This window comes from Streptomyces sp. NPDC002911, from assembly GCF_053591835.1.
Genome location: NZ_JBSFUO010000001.1, coordinates 327,101 through 349,890, shown reverse-complemented (window position 1 = coordinate 349,890; position 22,790 = coordinate 327,101). Strand labels below are relative to the sequence as shown.

Genomic DNA, 22,790 nt, shown 5'->3' with positions numbered 1-22,790 from the left:
GCGGGGCCGCGTTGTCGGTGCGTCCGGTTAGCCTCTCTGGAGTGTCCCCCCGTATCAGCGATCCCGAGCAGCTCAAGGAGCTCCTCGGGATTCCGTTCACCCCGGAGCAGACGGCCTGCATCACCGCGCCGCCCGCCCCGCAGGTGATCGTGGCCGGAGCCGGTTCGGGAAAGACCACCGTGATGGCCGCCCGGGTGGTGTGGCTGGTCGGGACCGGACAGGTCGCCCCGGAGCAGGTACTCGGCCTGACCTTCACGAACAAGGCCGCTGGTGAGCTCGCCGAGCGGGTCCGCAAGGCCCTGGTCGCGGCCGGGGTCACCGACCCGGACGTCATCGACCCGGACAACCCTCCGGGCGAGCCCAGCATCTCCACCTACCACGCCTTCGCCGGCCGGCTTCTCACCGACCACGGACTGCGGATCGGCCTCGAACCCACCACCCGGCTGCTCGCGGACGCCACCCGCTACCAGCTCGCCGCCCGGGTGCTGCGTGAGGCGCCCGGCCCCTACCCGGCGCTGACCAGGTCCTTCCCCACCCTCGTCAGCGACCTGCTGGCCCTGGACGCCGAGCTAGCCGAACACCTCGTACGGCCCGAACAGCTCGCGGAGCACGACACCGAGCTGCTCCACACCCTGGAGACGGCCAGGCTCACCAACGCCGAGCTGCGCAAGCTCCCCGAGACCGCGGAGGCCCGCCGCGAGCTCCTCGAGCTGACCCGGCGCTACCGGGCGGCCAAGCGCAGCCGCGATCTCCTCGACTTCGGCGACCAGATCGCCCTCTCCGCCGAGCTGGCACTCACCCGGCCCGAGGTCGGCGCCATCCTGCGCGACGAGTACCGGGTCGTCCTGCTCGACGAGTACCAGGACACCTCCGTGGCCCAGCGGCTGCTCCTTGCCGCGCTGTTCGGCGGGGGAGACGGGAGCGGCGCGGCAGGCGGCAGCGGCACGGCGGGCCACGCCGTCACCGCCGTCGGTGACCCCTGCCAGGCGATCTACGGCTGGCGTGGCGCCTCCGTGGCCAACCTCGACGACTTCCCGCACCACTTCCCGCACGCCGACGGCACCCCGGCCACCCGCTACTCCCTCAGCGAGAACCGCCGCAGCGGTGGCCGCCTCCTCCACCTCGCCAACGGCTTGGCCGAACCCCTGCGCGCCATGCACGAGGGAGTCGAGGCGCTGCGTCCCGCACCCGGGGCCGAGAGGGACGGCACGGTCCGGTGTGCCCTCCTGAACACCCATGCCGAGGAGATCGACTGGCTCGGCGACTCGCTCGCCCACCTCGTACGGACCGGCACAGCACCTGGGGAGATCGCCGTCCTGTGCCGGACCGCAGGAGACTTTCCCCGTATCCAGGCCGCCCTCGTCGCCCGGGACATCCCGGTCGAGGTCGTCGGCCTGTCCGGCCTGCTGCACCTCCCGGAGGTCGCCGACCTCGTCGCCGTCTGCGCGGTCCTCCAGGACCCCGGGGCCAACGCCTCCCTGGTCCGGCTGCTCACCGGACCGCGCTGGCGCATCGGCCCCCGGGACCTCGCCCTCCTGGGACGACGAGCCCGCCTGCTCGTCCACCGCTCCGCGCCCGGCGTCGACGACGCCGAGCCGGACCAGCGTCTGGCCGAAGCGGTCGAGGGCATCGACCCCGCCGAGGTGATCTCGCTCGCAGACGCCCTCGACACCTTCTTGGAGTCCGGCGGGTCGGAGGACGACCAGCTGCCGTTCTCCGCGGAGGCACGCGTCCGCTTCGCCCGCCTCGCCACCGAGCTCCGCGACCTCCGCCGCTCGCTGGCCGACCCCCTCATGGACGTACTGCACCGTGTCCTCGCGACCACCGGCCTCGAGGTGGAACTCTCCGCGTCGCCGCACGCCCTGGCCGCACGCCGCCGCGAGACCCTCGCCAACTTCCTGGACGTCGCGGCCGGCTTCGCCACGGTGGACGGGGAGGCGACCCTGCTCGCCTTCCTCGGTTTCCTGCGCACCGCCGCGCAGTACGAGAAGGGCCTGGACAACGCCCTGCCCGGTGGCGAGAACACGGTGAAGGTCCTCACCGCACACAAGTCCAAAGGCCTGGAATGGGACGTCGTCGCCGTTCCGGGCCTTGTCGGCGGCCAGTTCCCCAGCACGCAGTCCCGGGACGCGTGGACCTCGCAGTCCCAGGTCCTCCCGCATGCCCTGCGCGGCGACGCGGTCACGCTTCCAGCCCTCCACTCCTTCGACGCCAAGGGCCTCAAAGCGTTCAAGGAGGAGATGAAGGGGCATCAGCACACCGAGGAGCTCCGCCTCGGCTACGTCACCTTCACCCGCCCCCGCAGCCTGCTGCTCGGCTCCGGCCACTGGTGGGGCCCGTCCCAGAAGAAGCCCCGCGGCCCTTCCGCCTTCCTGGACGCGCTGTACGAGCACTGCGCGGCCGGGTACGGCGAGATCGAGGTATGGGAGGACCAGCCCGGGGAGGACCAGGAGAACCCGGCACTCCGGGAGAACGACGCCGACCAGGCCTGGCCCCTCCCGCTCGACGACACCGCCATGGCCCGCCGCCGCGCCGCCCGGGACACGGTGCTGGCCCACCTGGAGGCCCTGGCGGCCACGCCTGTGCCCGATGTGTACGAGGAGCCCGCGCACGCTCCGGAGCCGCCCGGCGAGGAGCCTCCGTACGAGGACGAGCCGCCGTACGGCGACGAGCCCGTTGAGCCCGAGGAGCCGTCCTGTACGGAGGCCGGCGCCCCGTACGACGATCCGTTCCCGGACAGCGAGCCCGGTCCGCACGCCGGACCGGCCCCCGGGCCGGCCGCCCCCGCCCCGCACGTGCCCGCAGCCCGCGCCCCGGCGGACGCGGACCTCACCCCGGCGGACACGGACCTCACTCCGGAGGAGTCCCGCACTCTCGCCTCCTGGGATCGTGATCTCGACGCCCTCGCCGGTGAGCTGCGCCGCGCCCGCGCCACCGTGCGGGACGTCGTCGTACCCGCCACGCTCTCCGCCACACAGCTGCTGCACCTCGCCGACGACCCGGAGGGCTTCGCGCGGGAGCTCGCCCGTCCCATGCCCCGCCCCCCGCAGCCCGCCGCCCGCCGGGGAACCCGCTTCCACGCCTGGGTGGAGTCCCGGTTCGAAGAACTGCCGCTGCCCATGCTCGGCCCCGACGAACTTCCCGGGGGCGACGAGAGCGACGCGGAGATCGCCGACGAACGCGACCTCGCCGAGCTCAAGGAGGCCTTCGAACGCACCGCGTACGCCCGGCGCACTCCGTACCGCGTCGAGACACCGTTCCAGATCACGCTCGGAGGCCGGGTGATCCGCGGCCGGATCGACGCGGTCTACCGCACGGGGGACACGTACGAGATCGTCGACTGGAAAACCGGCCGGCACCGCACTGCCGACCCGCTCCAGCTCGCCGTCTACCGCCTGGCCTGGGCCGAACTGCACGGGCTGCCGCTGGAAGCGGTCACCGCGACCTTCCTCTACGTACGTTCCGGGGAGACGTCCCGTCCCACCGGGCTGCCGGGCCGGGAGGAACTGGAGAAGCTCCTGCTGGACGATCCACCTCCGCAGGGCCGATAGGCTCATAAGCATGAGCGACACCCCGGACAGTGCCGTCCGTACGTACACCGAGCAGCACCGCGCGGCCTTCCTCGACGACCTCGCCGAGTGGCTGCGCATCCCGTCCGTCTCCGCCCAGCCGGAGCATGACGGAGACGTACGGCGCAGCGCCGCATGGCTGTCCGGCAAGCTGACCGAGACCGGATTCCCCGTCACCGAGATCTGGGAGACCCCCGGCGCCCCCGCAGTCTTCGCCGAGTGGCCGTCGGACGATCCGGACGCACCCGTCGTCCTCGTCTACGGCCACCACGACGTGCAGCCCGCCGCCCGCGAGGACGGCTGGACCACCGACCCGTTCGAACCGGTGATCCGCGACGGCAGGATGTACGGACGGGGCGCTGCCGACGACAAGGGGCAGGTGTTCTTCCACACACTCGGCGTCCGCGCCCACCTCGCCGCGACCGGTCGCACGACACCCGCGGTACACCTCAAGCTCCTGGTCGAGGGCGAGGAGGAGTCCGGATCACCGCACTTCCGCGCGCTGGCGGAGGAACGGGCCGCCCGCCTCGCGGCCGATGTCGTGATCGTCTCCGACACCGGCATGTGGGACGAGAACACCCCCACCGTCTGCACCGGCATGCGTGGCCTCGCCGAATGCGAGATCGAGCTGCACGGCCCCGCCCAGGACATCCATTCCGGGTCTTTCGGCGGCGCCGTCCCCAACCCCGCGACCGCCCTCGCCCGCCTCGTCGCCGCCCTCCACGACACGGACGGCAGGGTCGCGGTCCCCGGCTTCTACGACGGAGTCACCGAACTCACCGAAACCGAACGGGCCCTCTTCGCCGAACTGCCCTTCGACGAGGACACCTGGCTGCGCACGGCGGCCTCGCAGGCCACCGCGGGGGAGGCCGGGTACTCCACCCTGGAGCGTGTCTGGGCCCGCCCCACCGCCGAGGTCAACGGCATCGGCAGCGGCTACCAGGGCGCGGGCAGCAAGACCGTCATCCCCTCGTCCGCCCTGGTGAAGCTGAGCTTCCGGCTGGTCGCGGGCCAGGACCCGGAGCGGATCCAGGAAGCGGTCCGCAGCTGGGCCGAGGCCCGGATCCCGGCCGGTGTGCGCCACCGGATCACCTTCGCGCCTGCCACCCGCCCCTGCCTGACGCCTCTGGACCATCCCGCCCTCCAGGCGGTGGCCCGCGCCATGGGACGGGCCTTCGGAACGAAGATCCTCTTCACCCGCGAGGGAGGCTCGGGCCCCGCTGCCGACCTGCAGGATGTGCTCGGCGCACCTGTCCTCTTCCTGGGTATCTCCGTACCGTCCGACGGCTGGCACGGTCCCGACGAGAAGGTCGAGCTCGGCCTTCTCCTCAAGGGCGTGGAGACCACCGCCCACCTGTGGGGCGAGCTGGCCGACGCACTCCGCTGAATCTCTCTGAACGCCCGATCCACCCCCGGGGGAGTAGGAAGCACCTGTGAGCACCTTCGACAACGCCACCGCAGACCGCCCGATCGGTCTCACCGCGCCCAGCGGCATCGACCGCGCCGCGCACCACCGGCTCGACGAGGCCTGGCTCGCCGCGGCCTGGAGTCACCCGACGACCAGAGTCTTCGTCGTCTCCGGGGGCCAGGCGCTCATCGACGACACCCCCGACGGCGGCACCGAGCTCGTCATGACGCCCGCCTTCGAGGCGCCGGTCACCGAGACCCATCGCTATTTCCTGGGCACCGACGAGGACGGCGTACGCTACTTCGCGCTCCAGAAGGATTCTCTTCCGGGCCGCATGGACCAGTCCGCACGGCCCGCCGGCCTGCGTGAGGCCGGGATGCTCCTCGGCCCGCGGGACGCCGGTCTGATGGTGCACGCGGTGGCCCTGGAGAACTGGCAGCGGCTGCACCGCTTCTGCTCACGCTGCGGCGAACGCACCGTCATCGCGGCGGCGGGACACATCCGCCGCTGCCAGGCCTGCGGGGCGGAGCACTACCCACGGACCGACCCCGCGGTGATCATGCTGGTCACGGACGACCAGGACCGTGCCCTGCTGGGACGCCAGGTCCACTGGCCCGAGGGCCGCTTCTCGACCCTCGCCGGCTTCGTCGAGCCGGGGGAGTCGATCGAGCAGTCCGTGGCCCGCGAGGTGTTCGAGGAGGCGGGTGTCACCGTCGGCGAGGTCGAGTACATCGCCAGCCAGCCCTGGCCGTTCCCGTCGAGCCTGATGCTCGGCTTCGTGGCGCGCGCCACGTCCTCCGAGATCAACGTGGACGGCGAAGAGATCGAGGAAGCCCGCTGGTTCTCCCGCGAGGACCTGACGGCCGCCTTCGATTCGGGCGAGGTGCTGCCACCGTTCGGCGTCTCGATCGCGGCGCGCCTCATCGAGCTCTGGTACGGCAAGCCGCTCCCGAGGCCGGGCAACGCCGGCTGACGGGGGCGGTGGCGGCCCGGGCAGGGCGACAGCGACACCCTGGTCACCGGGAGGCCGGGACACCTCGGTAGAGTCCGCGGCCATGTCCGAATCGAGCGTCCGCCACGACGCGATCACCAACGCCGTCATGGCCGACGCCGGCCGCTCGCCACTGGCCTTCGAGCAGGCGAACGCGGGCCGCGGGCACGGAACGGCCTCCTGGTTCAACGACTTGGTCGAGTCCACGCCCGACTCCGAGGTCATCAGGCAGTACCTCGTGACGGCGGCTGAGGTGACGCGTGACGACCTGGGCGAGTTCACGCTGCGACCCGAGCTGTGCGAACCCGTGATGAGCGCGGAGAAGCTCGTCGTGACGGGACTTCGCCGACGGGTGGACCGTCCTCGGTGACCTGGGCGTCGCCGTGATGCCCACTGCCGGGCTGCATGCCCACGGCGCGCGCAAGGGATGGACCTGGGCGACCGACGAGATCACCGACGGACAAGGAGGGGGGCCGAAGGCCCCCAAGGGAGCCAGCGCCTTCGTCTTTCTGCAGGGGGCCGCTCACGCGGCCCACTTGGCTGCTTGCGCGCTTCGTCTTCGCCCTGGTCGGCCCTCTGTCGGAGGCCGCTCTTCGCCTACCGGCTTGCTACTCCTACCGCCGTCGCGGTTGAAGGTATGTAGGTTGTATGGCTCCTCACCCAGATGCCAGACTTTCCAGTACGGGAGAGTCGCACACTTGGCGTCCGGCGTCGATGTGGTCCCGGTAATCCTCGGCAGGTGAGGGGGATTCGCGGCGCGGGCACGTCAGTCCAGCAGCGCGACAGTGAACGTCTCGCGGTGGTCGGTCAGCCAGTCCTGCACGCGGTCCCAGCGTTCCCATCCGCCACGGTGGGCCAGCGCTTGGAGGTAGACAGGATCACCGTCAGCCACGCGGCGGGCGACGAAGGCCCGGCAGATCTCCGTGGCCTGTTCGATCGCGCCGGGCAATTGGGCGCGCTCTCCCGGCGAGAGGCCGTAGCTGTCGGCGAGGATCCGCAGCCGTGCAGGCGCGTCCAATCCGGCGGGATACAGGGCAGCCGCGGATAGCGGATCAAGCAGGGGTACCCAGTAGCGCGCAGCCATGGCGACGTCCCAGAGAGGACAGCCCGGAGCAGCGAGGTCGAAATCGATCAAGGCGGCGGCACGACCGTCGCGGAAGACGACGTTGTCTGGGCACACGTCGTTGTGGCACAACATCGTTCCTCCCTCCGGGTCGGCGAGGTCCTGGGGCCACTCGACGTCTTTGTCGACCGGGATGGTCGCGCTGGCCTCATGCAGGCGGCGCAGCAGGATTCCCACCGATTCGAGCGCGGTTGTCGTGAGCACCCAGGGTGGGAACGGTGGCAGAGCCACGTCGCCGGGAATGAAGGTCAACTGCTCACGACCGTCAGAGTTGAGTCCCACGGGAGTCGGAGCCGCGTCGAAGCCGTGCTCTTTCAGCGCGAGGAGGTGGGCGTGGAGGGCGTGTGCGTTGTGCGGTGCCGGGCGTTCCACCGACGCACCCCGGCGGAAGACCGCCCCCGCGTTCACCATGCCTCCGACCAGCGCCTCGCAGTCCGCGTCGCCCTCGGTCGTCATGTCGATCACGCTACCGCCAAGCCGCCTCGTACGGGCCGGGCGTCAAAACCCCCGATCCGGCGCCAGGCCGGTCGGGGGCCGTGTGCGTCATGTGGGTCAGACGCCAAGCGCCTGCTTCACCTGGGCAAGGCTCGGGTTCGTCATCACGACCTCGGCACCACCATTGGAGGGAACTACCTGAACAGTGGGAACCGTCTGGTTTCCGCCATTGGCCTTCTCGACGAAAGCTGCCGAGTCCGGGTCGTGCTCGATGTTGACCTCGGTGTACGCGATGCCCTCGCGGTCCATCTGCCCTTTGAGCCGGCGGCAGTAGCCGCACCACGTGGTGCTGTACATCGTCACAGTGCCCGGCATGTCGTCGGTGCTCCTTCGTCTTGTCCGTCTCGCTGACGCGGGGCCGCACGCATGGGCATGCTCCCGCATGGAAGGAACGTACGAGAGCTGACCACCATTCCCCGCGGTCTCAGCGCCGGTATGACGAACGGCACCCCCTGTGGACAACCACCGCGGAGGGTCCTCGCAACCTGGCAGCATGGCAGGGTGACAGCAGCAACGCATTCCACCCTCTTCCCACAGGTCCCCGAGTCCGCGGACGCCGTGCTCGCCGGGCTCGACCCGGAGCAGCGCGAGGTCGCGCTGGCCCTCGGCGGACCCGTGTGCGTGCTGGCAGGAGCGGGTACGGGCAAGACGCGAGCGATCACGCATCGCATCGCCTACGGTGTGCGTGCCGGGATCCTCCAGCCGACGACCGTGCTCGCCGTCACGTTCACGAACCGGGCGGCCGGGGAGATGCGGGGGCGCCTCCGTCAGCTCGGCGCGACTGGTGTCCAGGCCCGGACCTTCCACTCCGCGGCCCTGCGCCAGCTCCAGTATTTCTGGCCGAAAGCGGTCGGCGGTGAGCTGCCGCGTCTGGTGGAGCGCAAGGTCCAGCTGGTCGCGGAGGCCGCGGCCCGCTGCGGCATCCGGCTCGACCGCAACGAGCTGCGGGACGCCACCAGCGAGATCGAATGGGCCAAGGTCACCCAGACTGTGCCCGCCGACTACCCGGCCGCGGTCGTGAAGACCCAGCGGGACGCGCCGCGCGACCCGGCCGAGCTCTCGCAGATCTACGCGATGTACGAGCAGCTGAAGCGCGACAGAGCGGTGATCGACTTCGAGGACGTGCTGCTGCTCACCGTCGGTATCCTCCAGGACCGGCACGACATCGCCGACCATGTACGCCGTCAGTACCAGCACTTCGTCGTCGACGAGTACCAGGACGTAAGCCCGCTCCAGCAGCGGCTCCTTGATCTCTGGCTCGGCGACCGGGACGATCTCTGTGTCGTCGGCGACGCCGGTCAGACGATCTACTCCTTCACGGGTGCTACCCCCGACCACCTGCTCAATTTCCGCACCCGTCACCCGGGTGCGACGGTGGTCAAACTGGTGCGGGACTACCGCTCGACACCCCAGGTCGTCCATCTGGCCAACGGTCTGCTGAGTCAGGCCCGGGGCAAGGCGGCCGAACACCGGCTCGAGCTGGTCTCGCAGCGGGACAAGGGCCCCGATCCCGTCTACACGGAGTACCCGGACGAGCCCGCGGAGGCCGAGGGGACCGCACGGAGGATCCGTGACCTGATCGCCGCCGGGGTCCCGGCCGGTGAGATCGCTGTGCTGTACCGGGTGAACTCGCAGTCCGAGGTCTACGAGCAGGCACTCGCGGACGCGGGCGTGCCCTACCAGCTGCGCGGTGCCGAGCGCTTCTTCGACCGGCCCGAGGTGCGGGAAGCGGGCGTCGCCCTGCGCGGCGCCGCTCGCGCCGGAGGCAACGACTCGCTGCTCGACGGCGCCGACGACCTTCCCTCGGAGGTGCGGGCGGTGCTCTCCACGAAGGGATGGAGCTCCAAGCCGCCGGCCGGCTCAGGAGCGGTGCGGGACCGCTGGGAGTCACTCGCCGCGCTGGTGCGACTGGCCGAGGACTTCGAACAGGCCAGGCCGGGCGCCACGCTTTCCGACCTCGTGGCTGAGCTCGACGAGCGGGCCGCGGCGCAGCACGCCCCCACGGTTCAGGGCGTCACCCTTGCGTCACTGCATTCGGCGAAGGGGCTGGAGTGGGATGCCACGTTCCTCGTCGGTCTCACCGAGGGCATGATGCCGATCGCCTACGCCAAGACGGACGAACAGGTCGAGGAGGAACGCCGGCTGCTGTACGTCGGCGTAACCAGGGCCCGCTTCCACCTCTCGCTGTCCTGGGCTCTGTCCCGGTCGCCGGGCGGCCGAGGGAACCGCCGGGCGACCCGCTTCCTGAACGGACTGCGTCCCGGCTCGGCCGCGCTCGGCACACGTGGCGGCACCGGAGGCGGCGGAGGCATCGACCGTGGCTCCCGTGTGGGTACGGGCAGCGCCGTCTTGGCGAGGCCCGCCCGGCCGGCCCGGAGGGGCCCGGTGCTGTGCCGGGTCTGCGGCAAGACACTCACCGAAGCCGGTGAGATGAAACTGATGCGCTGCGAGGACTGTCCCTCGGACATGGACGAGGGGCTGTACGAGCGGCTGCGCGAGTGGCGCGCGGATCGGGCGAAGGAGATCGGCCAGCCCGCCTACTGCGTTTTCACGGACAAGACTCTGATGGCGATCGCCGAGGCGGCGCCGGGCAGTGAGGGGGAGCTCGTCGTCATTTCCGGTGTCGGCAACCGGAAGCTGACCCGGTTCGGGACCGACGTGCTGGCCATCTGTGCAGGCCGGGCGGTGGGTCAGGAGCCGGAAGAGGGCTACGGCGACGTGTGAGGAGAACTTGTCGAAAAAATAGTTTGCGCGCGCAGCAGCAAGCACCATAGGTTCTTAACCACGGGAACAGCGACTTCTCTGAAGCCCTGACTCCGTGCTGTACTTATCCGAATACCGCAGGATCGGCCCCGGCCGGTCCCTTGAGACGCCGAGAGGAGGCGATTGTCGTGATCAGCATCATCAACACCGTCAAAATGACCGATCCGTCGATCGTCTCCACCTGCTCGCTCGGCCTCACACGCTCTTCGGAGCTCTCGCTTCGTGGCACCGGTGTGTCCGGTATCTCCGGGGTCAGCCCTCTGTCCCTGGCGAGCCTGCCCGTCCGGGAGCGTAATGAGCGACCGACCGAGGCACCGGAAGCAGCAGTAGTGAAGGGACAGGCCTCGGCCTATGCCTTTGCGGCAGCCGGTGCCGGAGCCAAGAAGCAGACGACGCAGCACCACACGATGTGGGCCTTCCGTGGGCCTGAACCCTGGAGTGATCCAGCCTGATACGAATCAGGCCGGCGCCTTCAGGGCCGCGGAACCCCACTCGGGATCCGCGGCCCTTTTGTTTTGTCCGAACGGATGAGACGAGACGAGGGAGCCTCGGGACAGCAGGACCTGGTACCAGCCGCCAACCGGCCAACAGGCCGGCACGACCAGACGAGGACAACGCCACCGTGCAACTCGAGACGCACGCCCCGTCCGTACCGCCTTCCGACACGATCTCCCCGCCCGGCCTCACGGAGGACTCCACCTTGATCCCCCTCACCGCGCTCACCGCGCTCGACGACGCCATCGAGAACCTCGGCGTACCCGTTCCCTGCCGTTCCTACGACCCGGAGGTCTTCTTCGCCGAGTCGCCGGCCGATGTCGAGTACGCCAAGTCCCTCTGTCGGACCTGCCCGCTGGTCGAGGCTTGCCTCGCCGGAGCCAATGAGCGTCGCGAGCCGTGGGGCGTCTGGGGCGGCGAGCTCTTCGTCCAGGGCGTCGTCGTGGCCCGCAAGCGGCCGCGTGGGCGTCCGCGCAAGAACCCGGTCGCGGCGTGACCGCCGGCCTGGGGGTCTTGTCCCCCACACGAACGAAGCGCATCGGAACCATCGACCGTCCCCAGACCCATGACCCCCGGAATCAGGCACCAATGACCACCACCACGAGGGAGCCCGTCGGCTCCGCGACCCCGGACGTCACCATCATCGGCGCGAACGACTCGCGTCAGAACAGGACCCGCGAGATGCAACTCATCCCAGAAGCCCTGGCTCGTGCGCATATGCACGACCGTCTGAGGGAGGCCGAGGAGGGACGCCAGGCAGTGCGCCTGGTGGCCGCCCGGCGGGTGCAGCGCCGTGCGGAGCGTGCCTCGATGCGCGCCCGCCGTGCCCTCGCCATGGCCGTCATGTACTGACAGCCCACCAGTGGTGCGGCGCACCACGGCTGCCGGGCCGCCGCTCGGCCTCGCAGGCAGCCACTTTCCCCTTTCGCAGGGCCGGCCCGAACGGGCCGGCCCTGCGGCGCGTGGTGCGGCGCGAGGCCCACACCCCAGGAGTCATCGTCGCCCCACATGCGACGTGGCTCCGGTCCCGCGTGGGGCCGACCCCTACACCTCGACCGCCTCGCCCTCCTCGGCGCTGTCCTCGGCGTTCGCTGCGGCGTCGTCCTCGTCAGGTTCGTACTCCAGCAGGAAGCCCGGCAGCCAGGAGTCCAGTTCGTCCCGTAGACGGACGGTCGCGCCCAACTGGCACAGCACTCCGATCGTGCTGAGCGTCACGCGGTGTATCAGCAGGTAGGACGGGGGTAGATTCAGCTGCTTGCCCAACTGATGTGCCGGGGAGCGCGGATCGGCGATCCTGGCTGCCTGACTGCGCAGCCAGGAGCGGGTGAAGGTGAACTCGTCCACCTGCGCCGGTTCGATGATGGGAAGCAGATAGCCGAGCACGGCGTCCGGTTCGAGATCGATCGACTCCTTGACGAAGCCGGCCTCGCGCAGCATGGCGTAGACCGCGTCGGCGTCCCCGTCCAATGTCATCCGCAGCGCGTCTCCGATGGTCTGCGGCAGACCGCCCGGAAGGCGGTCCACTGTGCCGAAGTCCAGAACTGCCAAGCGCCACGGGCCGTCGTCGCCGTCCGGCTCGACCACGTCCCCACCGGTCACATCTGCCGGGGGGAGCAGCCGGAAGTTCCCCGGATGGGGGTCCGCGTGCAGCAGTCCGGTGCGCGCGGGCCCCGAGAAGAGGAAGCGTGCCAGTAGCTGGCCGGCCCGGTCCCGCTGCTCCGTCGTACCGTCAGCGATCACCTCCGACAGCGGAATTCCCTCGATCCACTCCGTCACCAGCACCTGCTCGGACTGATGCACCACTGCCGGGATCACGATATCCGCATCGTCCTCGAATTCCGCCGCGTGCTCCTCCTGAGCCCGGGCCTCGAGTTCGTAGTCCAGCTCCTCGGACACCCGGTCGCGTAGTTCCGTGATGAGGGGCTTGATGTCCATCCCCGGGACCAGCGGACCGAGCAGCCGGGCGAAGCGGCTGAGCTGGGTGAGGTCCGAAAGCAACGCCTCACCGGCGCCCGGGTACTGAACCTTCACGGCGACGTGGCGTCCGTCATGCCATACGGCGCGATGGACCTGTCCGATCGAGGCCGCCGCGGCGGGCCGGTCGTCGAACTCCGTGAACAGATCACGCCAGTCCTCGCCCATCCGCTCCGCCAGCACCCCGTGGACCGTGCGGGTCGGCATGGGCGGCGCGGCCTCCTGCAACTTGGTCAGCGCTGCCCTGTAGGGACCGGCGACATCTTCGGGCAGTGCGGATTCGAAGACGGACAGCGCCTGTCCGAGCTTCATCGCGCCGCCCTTCAACTCGCCCAGTACCTTGAAGAGCTGATCCGCCGTGCGCTGCTGGACCTCACGGGCCACCAGCTCGGCGGACTTCCCGCCGATCCGCTTACCCAGGCCCCAGGTGGCACGCCCGGCGAAGCCGAGCGGCAGAGCTGCCAGCTTCGCGGTACGGGTGACCGCCTTCCGGGGAAGATCAGACATGTGCCCCTCCAGTTCCCAGACTGCCGTGTCGCGTGTGTATCCGGCTGCGCTCCGTCGGCGGCGGTCACCCGGCCATTGTGTCCTGCGTGACGCCGGCCGCGGAGGTGAGCTCCACCTCAGTGTGCCCGGCGGCCCCGCAGACGCAGTCGGGGTGTGGGGCCAGCCGCTCCGACCGCCAGTCCAGCATCGGCATGGCGGCCTCCCACCGTGCTCCCGTGCTGGCGGGGAGCTCCCCGTCGAGAAAGGACAAGGCGTGGGCCGAGGCGAGGCCGGCCACAGCTGTCGCCAGGCCGAGATCGCAGGCCTGGACGTATGCGCGCCGTCCGGACCTCCACTGTGCGAGCATCCGCAGCCACTGAGGGTCGGCCTCCGCGCGGTGCAGTGCCAGGCAGCCCGCGCAGCCGGTGCCCCCGGGCAGTACCAGCGGCCCGACCACTCCCGTGGCTTCGATCACCCCCGCGTATAGATGCGGGGTACCCGAAGCGATCCACGGTGCGGCGGTGTCCGGTTCGGGCGCGTAGACGGAGAGGCCGTCCCTGGGAGCCACCACGATCAGGGACAGCGCCGGTTCGCCGCTCGCCGGAGCTGCGCCGGGCCCGCCCGATCGTGGAGGCCCGCTCACCGCGGACCTGCGTACCAGCTGCCGGGCCGCCGTGTCCCGGCGCTCCCCGACCGACGACGCCGGAATGCCGCCGGGCGCCACGTCCCAGGGTTCGGCGCGGCCGCCGTCGAGCACCTCGACGTGGCCCACTCCTGATCCGGACAGCACCGCGGCGATCGCCGCGCCGACCCTGCCGGCGCCGCGCACCTGCACCCGCATCGCCCGCCGGGCCGCGAGTCTGCGCAGCCCACTGCCGGGCTCCGGGTGGACCACGGAGAGGGCTGCCGCGTCGGGGCGCTGCCGCTCGAGGGTCTCGGCCCGACGGCGTAAGGCGTCTGCCTCCGGGCCGCCCGCATCCGGGTCGTCCAGCAGGCCGGCTTCCGAGAGGCGCGATACGAGAATGTCCACGTGACGGTCCGACAGGTCCAGGGCTCTTGCCTCTTCGCGGAGCAGAGGAAGTCCGCGTGTTCCGTCGAGCAGTTCCAGAAAGCTGCCGGTGGCGATATCCATCGGCCCCAGCGTTACCGCGTGTGCGGGTGTCACACCGAATTGCACGGTGTTCCGTCCACGCCAGGCACGGCGGAGTGCGGGCTTCAGCATCGGATGCATGACTTCTCCCAGGTCGGTGTCGGGATCCGTTGCCAGAATGCAACGTGGCGGCGAAGCGGGCCGAAAGTTATCCACAGGCTGGGGCATTAGTCGTTCAAATGGTGCAAGCCGAGAAGTGGATCAACACCGATCCGTCGAGGAGGCGGGACTTCCCGCGCCGTCAGCGGGTAACGTCGTGGCGTGCCCGCCGACTCCTCTCCCGGTCTCGCCGGGGAGACCCCCGCGCGCAGCGCCGGACGCCAGCAGCGCAGCGCAGCCACCCAGCAGCCCCGCTCATCGGTGACGAGCGCGGTCGAGGTCCGCAGGAGTACCCGGCGCAGCAGAACGGTCTCCGCGTACCGGGAGGGCGATCGCACCATCGTGCTCATCCCGGCCCGGATGTCGGAGGCCGAAGAGCAGCGCTGGATCGGCGTGATGCTCGACAAGCTCGCCGCGCAGGAGAGCAAGCGCGTCATCGGAGACAGCGAGCTCGCCGATCGAGCCGAGCGGCTCTCCGGTCAGTACCTCGGGGGCCGGGCGCAGCCCGCCTCCGTGCGGTGGGTGACCAATCAGAACACCCGCTGGGGTTCCTGCACCCCGGCCGAGGGCAGCATCCGTCTTTCGCACCGGCTGCAGGGCATGCCGGAGTACGTAGTCGACTACGTCCTCCTCCACGAGCTGGCCCATCTGCTGGTCCCGGGTCACGGGCCGCGTTTCTGGCGGCTCCTTGAGGAGTACCCCCGTACCGAGCGTGCGCGTGGCTATCTCGAAGGAGTCGTGGCGGCCGACCGGCTTCCGCATCTTCCTGGCGCCCGCGAGGAGTGACGTCGCCGATTCTGTACCGGGTCTGTACCGGCTTGGCTCGTTGTCGTGGTTTGCGGCTAGCCTGACGCGACGCATTCACCTTCGGGATGGGGGACGGTCGTTACGCATGGCCAGGGAATTTCAACGCGGCCACAAGGCCAAGGTCAGTGATCTCACGTCAGGGACGGATCTGTACGTAGGTGTGCAGATCGCGGGCCCCGGCTTGACGTTCGACATCAGCTGCTTCGGTCTCGATGCCCATGAGCAGCTCTCCGACGACCGGTATTTCATCTTTTTCAATCAGCCGAAATCGCCTGAGGAGTCCATTCAGCTTCTCGGCGCCCAAGCCGGTGACACCGAGTCGTTCCGCGTCACCCTCGACCGCATTCCGGCCAACATCCACAAGCTGTCCTTCACGGCGACTCTCGACGGTGCCGGTCAGATGTCCCAGGTCGGTCCCGGATACATCCGGATCGTCGCGGGCGGTGAGGAAGTGGTGAAATACGCCTTCACCGGTTCGGAGTTCACCACGGAACGCGCAGTCATGCTAGGCGACTTCTATCTGAAGGACGTCTGGCGGTTCGCCGCGGTCGGCCAGGGTTTCGACGGCGGCCTCGACGCGCTGCTCAAGAACTTCGGCGGGGAGGTCGCCGAGGAAGCTCCCCAGGGGGCCGCTCCCTCGTTCGCACCCCCCGCCCAGTCCTCCGCCCCTCCTGCCTTCGGTGCTCCGGCCGCCCCTCCGGCTCCCCAGCCCGCACCGGCATTCGGCGCACCGGCAGCGCAGGCTCCCGCGCCGCAGCAGCAGCCGATGCACGCCGCGCCGACCATCGCGGCGCCTGTGGCCGCCGCGCCTCAGGCGCCCGCTCCGTACGGGCAGCCGCCCCAGCAGCCGCAGTTCGGGCAGGTCCCGGGACAGGGCGCCCCGTCTGCCGCCCCGCCGTACGGACAGCAGCCGTCTGCCGCCCCGCCGTACGGACAGCAGCCCCCCGCCACCCCGTTGTTCGGCCAGCACCCTCCGGGCACGCAGCCAGGTATGCCGCAGGGCGTACCCCAGGGTGTCCCGGCCGGCGGCGCAGGCCTGCAGGCCGCCCTGCAGCCCTACAAGGAGGCGCCCACCGGGCAGCGCTGGACGTCGCAGAACCAGCAGCTCATGCGCGTCGACCTGTCGATGGGCGGCACCCCGGTGCTCGCCCGCCAGGGCAGCATGGTGATGTATCAGGGCAAGGTCGACTTCGGCTACAAGGGCGCAGGCTTCGCGGGCCGCATGGTCGGCAACGCGACGGGCCAGGAAATGCAGCTGATGCGCTGTACCGGCCGCGGGCAGGTCTTCCTCGCCGAGGAAGGGTCGCATCTGCATCCCATCGAGCTGCAGGGCGACGGTATCTGTGTGTCCGCGGAGAGTGTCCTCGCCTTCGACGAGTCCCTGCAGTACGAGGTCCGCAGGATCGAGGGGCACGGGATCCCCGGCGGCGCCCTGTTCACCATGCAGTTCCAAGGCACCGGCACCGTCGTCGTCAAGACCCACGGCGTCCCGGTCGTCCTGCCGGTCACCCCGACCACCTTCGCGGACTGCAACGCCGTGGTGGCCTGGTCGTCCGCGTCCCAGGTGATCCTCTCCAGCCAGGTCCGGCTGCGCCGCAACGCGTACCCGGGGCACAGCGGGGAGACGGTGAACCTCCAGTTCCGGGGAGCCGCCGGGAACTTCATAGTCGTCCAGCCCTACGAGGTATGAGGGAGCCCGTCATGAATCAGCAACTCGCGGGCTTCGCCCCGACCCCCGTCACGGCCCGCATGGAGAACCACGGCCGCACGATGCTCAAGGTCGCCATGGCCACCGGCCAGGACCTCTACGCGCGCACCGGCTCGATGGTGGCCTACGAGGGCTTCATCCAGTACGAGCCCAACCCGCCCGCCGTCCGGCAGATCGCCTCCCAGTGGATCTCCGGTGAGGGCGCGCCCCTGATGAAGTGCGCCGGCGACGGTCTGCTCTACCTCGCCGACTACGGCGCCGACGTGGTCGTCATCAATCTCGACAACGACTCGCTCTCGGTCAACGGCACCAACCTCCTGGCCTTCGACGGTCACCTCGCCTGGGGTGTGGAGCGGGTCAAGGGGCTGGCCAAATTCGCAGGCCAGGGCCTGTGGAACGTCGGTATCCAGGGCACGGGATGGGTCGCCATCACCTCGCGCGGTACACCGATCGTCGTCGACTGCGGCCGGGGCGAGGACGAGACGTACGTCGACCCCGACGCTCTCGTCGCGTGGTCCCCGAACCTCAAGGTGAAGGGCAAGCGCAGCTTCAAGGCGAGCTCGCTCATCGGGCGGGGCAGCGGCGAGGCGTACCAGATGGCCTTCTCGGGCCAGGGCATCGTCGTGGTGCAGCCGAGCGAGGACAGTACCGACCGCCTGCGGGCCCGGAACTGAGCCGGGGGAGAAACACATCATGCAGAGTCCGATTTTCAGCCACACCGAACAGCAGTCGCAGGACCGCTACACCGTCCAGAACCCGCAGCTCCTGCGGGTCTCGCTGACCGGCCACGACGACGTCCTCGCCCGAAAGGGTGCCATGGTCGCCTACCAGGGGCTCATGGAGTTCGACGGGGAGTACCAGTCGCACGGCCAGCGCCGCGCCCGCCGGAACACGGGCGAGGGCCTCGACCTCATGCGCTGCTCGGGTCAGGGCACGGTCTATCTGGCCAACCTTGCCCAGTACATCCACATGGTCGACGTCGACCACGAGGGCATGACGGTCGACAGCGCCTACGTCCTCGCGCTGGACTCCTCGCTGCACACCGAGGTCATCGCGGTGGACAGCCAGTACGGGATCTCCGGAACCGGCAAGTACCAGCTCAACATCTCGGGGAACGGCAAGGTCGCGTTGATGACCTCCGGCCAGCCCCTGTTGATGCAGGTCACCCCCGACAAGTACGTCAATGCCGACGCCGACGCGATCGTCGCCTGGTCGAGCGGGCTGAGGGTGCAGATGCAGGCCCAGACCCACTCCTCGGGCGTCATCCGACGCCGTGGCAACACGGGGGAGGGCTGGGAGCTGAGCTTCCTCGGACAGGGCTTCGCGCTCGTCCAGCCCAGTGAGGTGCTGCCGCCGCAGAGCGCCCAGATCGGCCAGGGGGCCGCAGCCCAGCTCGGCGTGGGTCAGCAGGGTTCCCGTGGCCAGAACCAGAACAACGCCTGGAACTGAGCCGTCCGCGCAGCAATGAGGGGCGGTCTCCCGCAGGAGACCGCCCCTCAGCAGGTCCTAGCCGTTCTGCTCCAGCCGTGACCGGGTGCTCTCCAGGAGTTGCCTGACCGAGGCGTCCGCCACCCCCGCCACCTCGTCGTAGGGGAACCAGCGCAGATCCAGGGACTCGTCGCTGATCTGCTCCACCGCTCCGGCCGAGGCCGTCGCCGCATACTGCACGTCGAGGTGCCAATGGCACGGCGCCGGGATGGGGTGCCGGTCCAGCCGTACGGGCCCGCCGGGCAGCAGGGTGAGTCCGGCGATCCCCGATTCCTCCGTGGCCTCGCGGAGGGCCGCCGCCGCCAGGGTGGTGTCCTGGGGTTCGCAGTGCCCGCCCATCTGCAGCCACATGCGCAGCTTCCGGTGCAGCGTCAGCAGGACCCTGCCGCGCTTCGGGTCGATCACCAGCGCGCTGGCCGTCAGATGCCCGGCTCCGCACGACTTCCATATGCCGTCGGGGTGCCCGGTCAGGTGGTCCAGGTACAGCGAGCGCAGCTCCGACTGCTGCGCGTCGCCCCCGTCGTAGCTCTTGAGTACCGAAACCGCGTCGTCATGCAGGCTCACTTGCCGGTGTCGTCCTTGCCGTCGCTCTTCGGGTCGCCCCCGGGCTCATCATCGCCCTGGTCCTCGGCGGCGGGCTTCTGCGGGCCCTTCGCCGCCTCGCCGAGCATCTTGTCCAGCTCGGAGAAGTCCAGCTGCTCGTGGTGGACGAAGCCGTCCGGGTCGTCCAGGTCCTGGGCCGTCGGCAGCATGTCCGGGTGCTCCCACAGGCCGTCACGGCCGTCCACGCCCCGGGCGTCCGTGAGCGAGGCCCACAGCCGCGACGCGTCCCGCAGTCGGCGTGGCCGCAGCTGGAGACCGATGAGCGTGGCGAAGGTCTGCTCGGCGGGACCGCCGGAGGCCCGACGCCTGCGCATCGTCTCGCGCAGCGCGTCCGCCGAGGTCAGCCGGGACTTCGCGGCCTCGTGCACCACCGCGTCCACCCAGCCCTCGACAAGAGCGAGGGCGGTCTCCAGGCGGGCCAGCGACGCCTTCTGCTCCGGGGTGTCCTCCGGCTGGAACATGCCCTGCTGAAGAGCGTCCTGCAGCTGCTCGGGCTGCGAGGGGTCGAACTGACCGACGACATCCTCGAGCTTGCTGGTGTCTACCTTGATACCACGCGCATAGGCCTCGACCGCGCCGAAGAGATGCGAGCGCAGCCACGGAACATGCGCGAAGAGCCGCTGGTGGGCCGCCTCCCGCAGAGCCAGGTACAACCGCACCTCGTCCTGCGTCACGCTCAGGTCCTTGCCGAACCGCTCGACGTTCAGCGGTAGCAGTGCGGCCTTGCCGGCCGGCGCCAGCGGAAGGCCGATGTCGGTCGAGCCGACGACCTCGCCGGCGAGCACGCCCACGGCCTGCCCGATCTGCTGGCCGAACATGGCACCACCCATGGACCGCATCATGCCGATCAGCGGGCCGGCCATGGCCTGCATCTCCTCCGGCAGGACGTCGCCCATGGCCAGGCCGACACGCTCGGCCACCGGGTCGACCAGTTGCTGCCAGGCGGGCAGCGAGGCCTCGACCCACTCGGCGCGGCTCCACGCCACCGTCGAGACGGAACCCGAGGGGAGCGATGTCACGCCGTCCAGCCAGAGGTCGGCGAGACGCAGCGCCTCGTCGACGGACGCCCGCTCCGCGGGGCCGACGCTCGCGTCCTTGCTGCCGTCCGTGGTGCCCTGCGACACCGTCTGGCGGGCGATCTGCTTGGCCATGTCCCAGTTGACCGGACCGCCCTCGTAGCTCAGCATCTGGCCGAGCTGCTGGAAGGCGGCACCCAGGTCGTTCGGGTTCATCGAGCCGAACATCGCGGCGAACGGGTTGTCCCCGCCCGCTCCCGGCCCGAAACCGAACGGGTTCGCCGGCCCGCCCGAGCCCTGCCCACCACCGGTGGGGTCCTTCTTCTTGCCTTCGTCGCCGTCTTCCGGCTCCTCCGGCGGAAAGCCGAATCCGAATGGGGTGTCACTCACGGGTTTCCTCGGCTCGTAGGGCCGCCGGCTCGAACCGACGGCGACTGCCCGACATCACCATCCAGCGTAGACACCGAAGACCGCATGGGGCCTCAGTGCTTCGCCGGCTCCCGGCCTGCGGCAGGATGGACGCCACCTGGTACGTACGCGTCATTCGGGTACGTACTGAAGACAACCGCTGGAGACGCCCGGTGAGTTCCCCAGATCCGCAGGTTCGCGCAGCGCGAAACCTGGCCGACCCTTCGCCCGAAAGCAAGCCCACGAAAAAATCTTCCCGAAGCCGCGGCCCCGTCGTCGCGGTCACCGGTGCCGCGACCGGCGTCGGTGCGCTGCTCACCGCCCATCTCGCCGCATCCGACGAGATCAAGCAGGTCATCGCCATCGACGAGCGCCGGGGGGACGTCTCCGAGGCCACGTGGCACATCCTGGACGTGCGGGACCCCGCCATCGCCGAGAAGCTTCGGGGCGCGGATGTCGTCGTGCACATGGCCCTCGACCTCGACCTGGAGACCGATCCCGCCGCCCGTACTGCGTACAACGTGCGCGGCACCCAGACCGTGCTGACGGCGGCGGCGGCCGTGGGTGTCCACCGGGTCGTGCTGTGCACCTCGGCGATGGTCTACGGCGCTCTGCCCGACAACGACATCCCGCTCTCCGAGGACGCGGAACTGCGGGCCACCGCGGAGGCCACCGGCGTCGGCGACCTGCTGGAGATCGAACGGCTCGGCCGCCGCGCACCCCGCGCCCACCCCGGCCTCAACGTCACGGTGGTGCGTCCCACGGTCCTGGTCGGCGGTACGGACACGGCGCTCACCCGGTACTTCGAGTCCCCGAGGCTCCTCGTCGTCGCCGGCTCGCGCCCGGCCTGGCAGTTCTGCCACGTCGACGACCTGGTGAGCGCACTGGAGTACGCGGCTCTCGAAAAGATCGAGGGAGAGTTCGCGGTCGGCTGCGACGGCTGGCTCGAACAGGAAGAGGTGGAGGAACTTTCCGGAGTACGCCGCATGGAGCTGCCGTCCGCCGTCGCTCTCGGCGCGGCGGCCCGGTTGCATCGGATCGGTCTCACACCGTCACCGGCGGGTGATCTCGCCTACACCATGCATCCCTGGGTGGTCAGTGTGAGTCGGCTCCACGACGCGGGATGGCGCCCCCGGTGGACCAACGAAAAGGTTCTGGCCGCGCTCCTGGAAGAGGTAGAAGGGCGCCACACGGTCGCCGGCCGGCGGCTCGGCCGCAAGGACGCCACCGCCGCGGGTGCCGCTGGGGCGACCGTCGCGCTGCTCGGCACGGCGGCGCTGGTGCGGCGGGCCCGCAAGGCGCGCCGTCGTTTCTAGGCGGACGCCGGCCCGGTCTTCCCCGCCTGGTAGGAGGCTCCGAGCGGGCCGGCCCGCCACCGGTCGAACACGCTGTTCCGGGATGTCGGTGCCGTGCGGCACGATGGTCCCATGGCACGCACTCACGACCACCCCGGCGAGCAGGCTGCCCAGGACCCCATCCGGCTTCTGGACATCCGTGACGCACCGCTCTCCGTCGACGAGATCTTCCGCGCGGTCGGGGACGACGCCGCGGGAGGCATGGCGCTCTTCGTCGGCACCGTGCGCAATCACGACGAGGGGCAGGACGTCGGCGCCCTCGGATACTCCTGCCATCCGACGGCCGTCGACGAGCTCCGCAGGGTGGCTGAGAAGGTGGTGGCGGACTTCCCGGTACGGGCGCTGGCCGCCGTCCACCGGGTGGGTGAACTGGGTGTCGGCGATCTGGCGGTGGTCGTCGCCGTCTCCTGCGCCCATCGAGGTGAGGCCTTCGACGCCTGCCGCAAGCTGATCGACGACCTCAAGCATGAGGTCCCGATCTGGAAGCACCAGCGTTTCTCCGACGGTACGGAGGAGTGGGTCGGAGCCTGCTGAGCGCAAACCGCCCCTGGGGGCATCAGCCCCGATTTGCGTAACCGCACCCCTGCCATGAGCGTTGCTCCTACAGGTGGATAATCTTCTGATCGTCAGTTGCGGTCGCTCATGGGGTAGGGAGGTCGTGATGGCAGCACTCGCTTGGCTGTTGATTCCACTTATAGCTGCTCTTGGCGCAGCGATATGGGGAGGGTGGGCAGCCCGCAATCGAACGACCGGCGATGTCACCGAACTCGCCGACTACGCCAGGTTCCGTGAAGCGATGGAGAAATCGCACTCCGGTTCCGAGGCCGTCTGAAAGTCCGCAGCTGTACGCAG

Annotated in this window: 21 protein-coding genes; 15 read left to right on the top strand and 6 right to left on the bottom strand. The window is 70.1% G+C overall.

The window, feature by feature from the left end:
• The first annotated feature begins 41 nt into the window (after window positions 1–41).
• The 4 genes from ACWD04_RS01550 to ACWD04_RS01535 all read left to right on the top strand — a co-directional run bounded on the left by ACWD04_RS01550 (window position 42) and on the right by ACWD04_RS01535 (window position 6,338).
• Complete coding sequence (locus ACWD04_RS01550; protein ID WP_451126919.1) at window positions 42–3,551, top strand: UvrD-helicase domain-containing protein; 3,510 nt, start codon at window positions 42–44, stop codon at window positions 3,549–3,551.
• A 10-nt stretch (window positions 3,552–3,561) separates the two neighbouring features.
• Complete coding sequence (locus ACWD04_RS01545) at window positions 3,562–4,956, top strand: dipeptidase (protein WP_451126917.1); 1,395 nt, start codon at window positions 3,562–3,564, stop codon at window positions 4,954–4,956.
• 46 nt (window positions 4,957–5,002) lie between these two features.
• Window positions 5,003–5,950 carry an NAD(+) diphosphatase gene (nudC, locus tag ACWD04_RS01540; protein ID WP_451126915.1) on the top strand — a complete coding sequence of 316 codons (948 nt, stop codon included), beginning with the start codon at window positions 5,003–5,005 and terminating at the stop codon, window positions 5,948–5,950.
• A gap of 82 nt (window positions 5,951–6,032) precedes the next feature.
• A complete protein-coding gene (locus ACWD04_RS01535) occupies window positions 6,033–6,338 on the top strand; it encodes a hypothetical protein (RefSeq protein WP_451126913.1) in 306 nt (101 codons plus the stop codon).
• A gap of 396 nt (window positions 6,339–6,734) precedes the next feature.
• On the opposite strand, the gene ACWD04_RS01530 is transcribed toward ACWD04_RS01535, so the two are convergent.
• On the bottom strand, window positions 6,735–7,547 hold the full coding sequence (locus tag ACWD04_RS01530; RefSeq protein WP_451126911.1) for a phosphotransferase: 813 nt from the start codon (window positions 7,545–7,547) through the stop codon (window positions 6,735–6,737).
• A gap of 96 nt (window positions 7,548–7,643) precedes the next feature.
• Window positions 7,644–7,901, bottom strand: coding sequence for a mycoredoxin (locus ACWD04_RS01525; RefSeq protein WP_451126909.1), 258 nt, complete (start codon window positions 7,899–7,901; stop codon window positions 7,644–7,646).
• A gap of 186 nt (window positions 7,902–8,087) precedes the next feature.
• On the opposite strand from ACWD04_RS01525, the gene ACWD04_RS01520 reads away from it, so the two are divergent.
• The 4 genes from ACWD04_RS01520 (at window position 8,088) to ACWD04_RS01505 (ending at window position 11,696) form a co-directional block, all read left to right on the top strand.
• Window positions 8,088–10,310: an ATP-dependent DNA helicase UvrD2 gene (locus ACWD04_RS01520; RefSeq protein ID WP_451126907.1), complete on the top strand. Its 2,223-nt coding sequence runs from the start codon at window positions 8,088–8,090 to the stop codon at window positions 10,308–10,310.
• Window positions 10,311–10,477: 167 nt separating this feature from the next.
• Window positions 10,478–10,801 (top strand): hypothetical protein, encoded by a 324-nt coding sequence (locus ACWD04_RS01515; RefSeq protein WP_451126905.1) that lies wholly within the window; start codon window positions 10,478–10,480, stop codon window positions 10,799–10,801.
• A gap of 170 nt (window positions 10,802–10,971) precedes the next feature.
• Window positions 10,972–11,340 carry a WhiB family transcriptional regulator gene (locus ACWD04_RS01510; RefSeq protein ID WP_451126903.1) on the top strand — a complete coding sequence of 123 codons (369 nt, stop codon included), beginning with the start codon at window positions 10,972–10,974 and terminating at the stop codon, window positions 11,338–11,340.
• Window positions 11,337–11,696, top strand: a complete 360-nt coding sequence (locus tag ACWD04_RS01505) for a hypothetical protein (RefSeq protein ID WP_451126901.1) — start codon at window positions 11,337–11,339, stop codon at window positions 11,694–11,696. Before ACWD04_RS01510 ends, ACWD04_RS01505 begins: the two co-directional genes overlap by 4 nt.
• A 192-nt stretch (window positions 11,697–11,888) precedes the next feature.
• Here the strand turns inward: ACWD04_RS01505 and ACWD04_RS01500 are convergent, their stop codons facing one another.
• Both ACWD04_RS01500 and ACWD04_RS01495 read right to left on the bottom strand, forming a co-directional pair.
• Window positions 11,889–13,325, bottom strand: coding sequence for an ABC1 kinase family protein (locus ACWD04_RS01500; protein WP_451126899.1), 1,437 nt, complete (start codon window positions 13,323–13,325; stop codon window positions 11,889–11,891).
• 64 nt (window positions 13,326–13,389) lie between these two features.
• Window positions 13,390–14,535 (bottom strand): TOMM precursor leader peptide-binding protein, encoded by a 1,146-nt coding sequence (locus ACWD04_RS01495; protein WP_451126897.1) that lies wholly within the window; start codon window positions 14,533–14,535, stop codon window positions 13,390–13,392.
• Between the two features lie 180 nt (window positions 14,536–14,715).
• Here ACWD04_RS01495 and ACWD04_RS01490 point away from each other — a divergent pair, with 180 nt between their 5' ends.
• From ACWD04_RS01490 to ACWD04_RS01475, 4 genes are all read left to right on the top strand, one after another.
• Window positions 14,716–15,339 (top strand): M48 metallopeptidase family protein, encoded by a 624-nt coding sequence (locus ACWD04_RS01490; RefSeq protein ID WP_451126895.1) that lies wholly within the window; start codon window positions 14,716–14,718, stop codon window positions 15,337–15,339.
• 106 nt (window positions 15,340–15,445) lie between these two features.
• Window positions 15,446–17,050: a TerD family protein gene (locus ACWD04_RS01485; RefSeq protein WP_451126893.1), complete on the top strand. Its 1,605-nt coding sequence runs from the start codon at window positions 15,446–15,448 to the stop codon at window positions 17,048–17,050.
• A gap of 11 nt (window positions 17,051–17,061) precedes the next feature.
• Entirely contained in the window at window positions 17,062–17,742 is a 681-nt protein-coding gene (locus ACWD04_RS01480; RefSeq protein ID WP_451126891.1) for an AIM24 family protein, read from the top strand.
• Window positions 17,743–17,761: 19 nt separating this feature from the next.
• Window positions 17,762–18,517, top strand: a complete 756-nt coding sequence (locus tag ACWD04_RS01475) for an AIM24 family protein (RefSeq protein WP_451126889.1) — start codon at window positions 17,762–17,764, stop codon at window positions 18,515–18,517.
• Window positions 18,518–18,574: 57 nt separating this feature from the next.
• Here ACWD04_RS01475 and ACWD04_RS01470 read toward each other — a convergent pair whose 3' ends face one another.
• Both ACWD04_RS01470 and ACWD04_RS01465 read right to left on the bottom strand, forming a co-directional pair.
• Window positions 18,575–19,120, bottom strand: a complete 546-nt coding sequence (locus ACWD04_RS01470; protein WP_451126887.1) for an NUDIX hydrolase — start codon at window positions 19,118–19,120, stop codon at window positions 18,575–18,577.
• Window positions 19,117–20,565 (bottom strand): zinc-dependent metalloprotease, encoded by a 1,449-nt coding sequence (locus ACWD04_RS01465; RefSeq protein ID WP_451126885.1) that lies wholly within the window; start codon window positions 20,563–20,565, stop codon window positions 19,117–19,119. The genes ACWD04_RS01470 and ACWD04_RS01465 overlap by 4 nt, the downstream gene beginning before the upstream one ends.
• A 191-nt stretch (window positions 20,566–20,756) precedes the next feature.
• Here ACWD04_RS01465 and ACWD04_RS01460 point away from each other — a divergent pair, with 191 nt between their 5' ends.
• The 3 genes from ACWD04_RS01460 to ACWD04_RS01450 all read left to right on the top strand — a co-directional run bounded on the left by ACWD04_RS01460 (window position 20,757) and on the right by ACWD04_RS01450 (window position 22,770).
• Entirely contained in the window at window positions 20,757–21,899 is a 1,143-nt protein-coding gene (locus ACWD04_RS01460; protein WP_451126883.1) for an SDR family oxidoreductase, read from the top strand.
• Window positions 21,900–22,010: 111 nt separating this feature from the next.
• Window positions 22,011–22,472 carry a molybdenum cofactor biosynthesis protein MoaE gene (locus ACWD04_RS01455; protein ID WP_451126881.1) on the top strand — a complete coding sequence of 154 codons (462 nt, stop codon included), beginning with the start codon at window positions 22,011–22,013 and terminating at the stop codon, window positions 22,470–22,472.
• 127 nt (window positions 22,473–22,599) lie between these two features.
• A complete protein-coding gene (locus ACWD04_RS01450) occupies window positions 22,600–22,770 on the top strand; it encodes a hypothetical protein (protein WP_451126879.1) in 171 nt (56 codons plus the stop codon).
• Window positions 22,771–22,790 lie beyond the last annotated feature (20 nt).

Excerpts from the sequence above, each read along its gene's own strand:
- ACWD04_RS01545 (WP_451126917.1), top strand. The coding sequence starts at position 3,562 with ATGAGCGACACCCCGGACAGTGCCGTCCGTACGTACACCGAGCAGCAC.
- ACWD04_RS01535 (WP_451126913.1), top strand. The coding sequence starts at position 6,033 with ATGTCCGAATCGAGCGTCCGCCACGACGCGATCACCAACGCCGTCATG.
- ACWD04_RS01530 (WP_451126911.1), bottom strand. The coding sequence starts at position 7,547 with ATGACGACCGAGGGCGACGCGGACTGCGAGGCGCTGGTCGGAGGCATG.
- ACWD04_RS01525 (WP_451126909.1), bottom strand. The coding sequence starts at position 7,901 with ATGCCGGGCACTGTGACGATGTACAGCACCACGTGGTGCGGCTACTGC.
- ACWD04_RS01500 (WP_451126899.1), bottom strand. The coding sequence starts at position 13,325 with ATGTCTGATCTTCCCCGGAAGGCGGTCACCCGTACCGCGAAGCTGGCA.
- ACWD04_RS01495 (WP_451126897.1), bottom strand. The coding sequence starts at position 14,535 with ATGCATCCGATGCTGAAGCCCGCACTCCGCCGTGCCTGGCGTGGACGG.
- ACWD04_RS01485 (WP_451126893.1), top strand. The coding sequence starts at position 15,446 with ATGGCCAGGGAATTTCAACGCGGCCACAAGGCCAAGGTCAGTGATCTC.
- ACWD04_RS01480 (WP_451126891.1), top strand. The coding sequence starts at position 17,062 with ATGAATCAGCAACTCGCGGGCTTCGCCCCGACCCCCGTCACGGCCCGC.
- ACWD04_RS01475 (WP_451126889.1), top strand. The coding sequence starts at position 17,762 with ATGCAGAGTCCGATTTTCAGCCACACCGAACAGCAGTCGCAGGACCGC.
- ACWD04_RS01455 (WP_451126881.1), top strand. The coding sequence starts at position 22,011 with ATGGCACGCACTCACGACCACCCCGGCGAGCAGGCTGCCCAGGACCCC.
- ACWD04_RS01450 (WP_451126879.1), top strand. The coding sequence starts at position 22,600 with ATGGCAGCACTCGCTTGGCTGTTGATTCCACTTATAGCTGCTCTTGGC.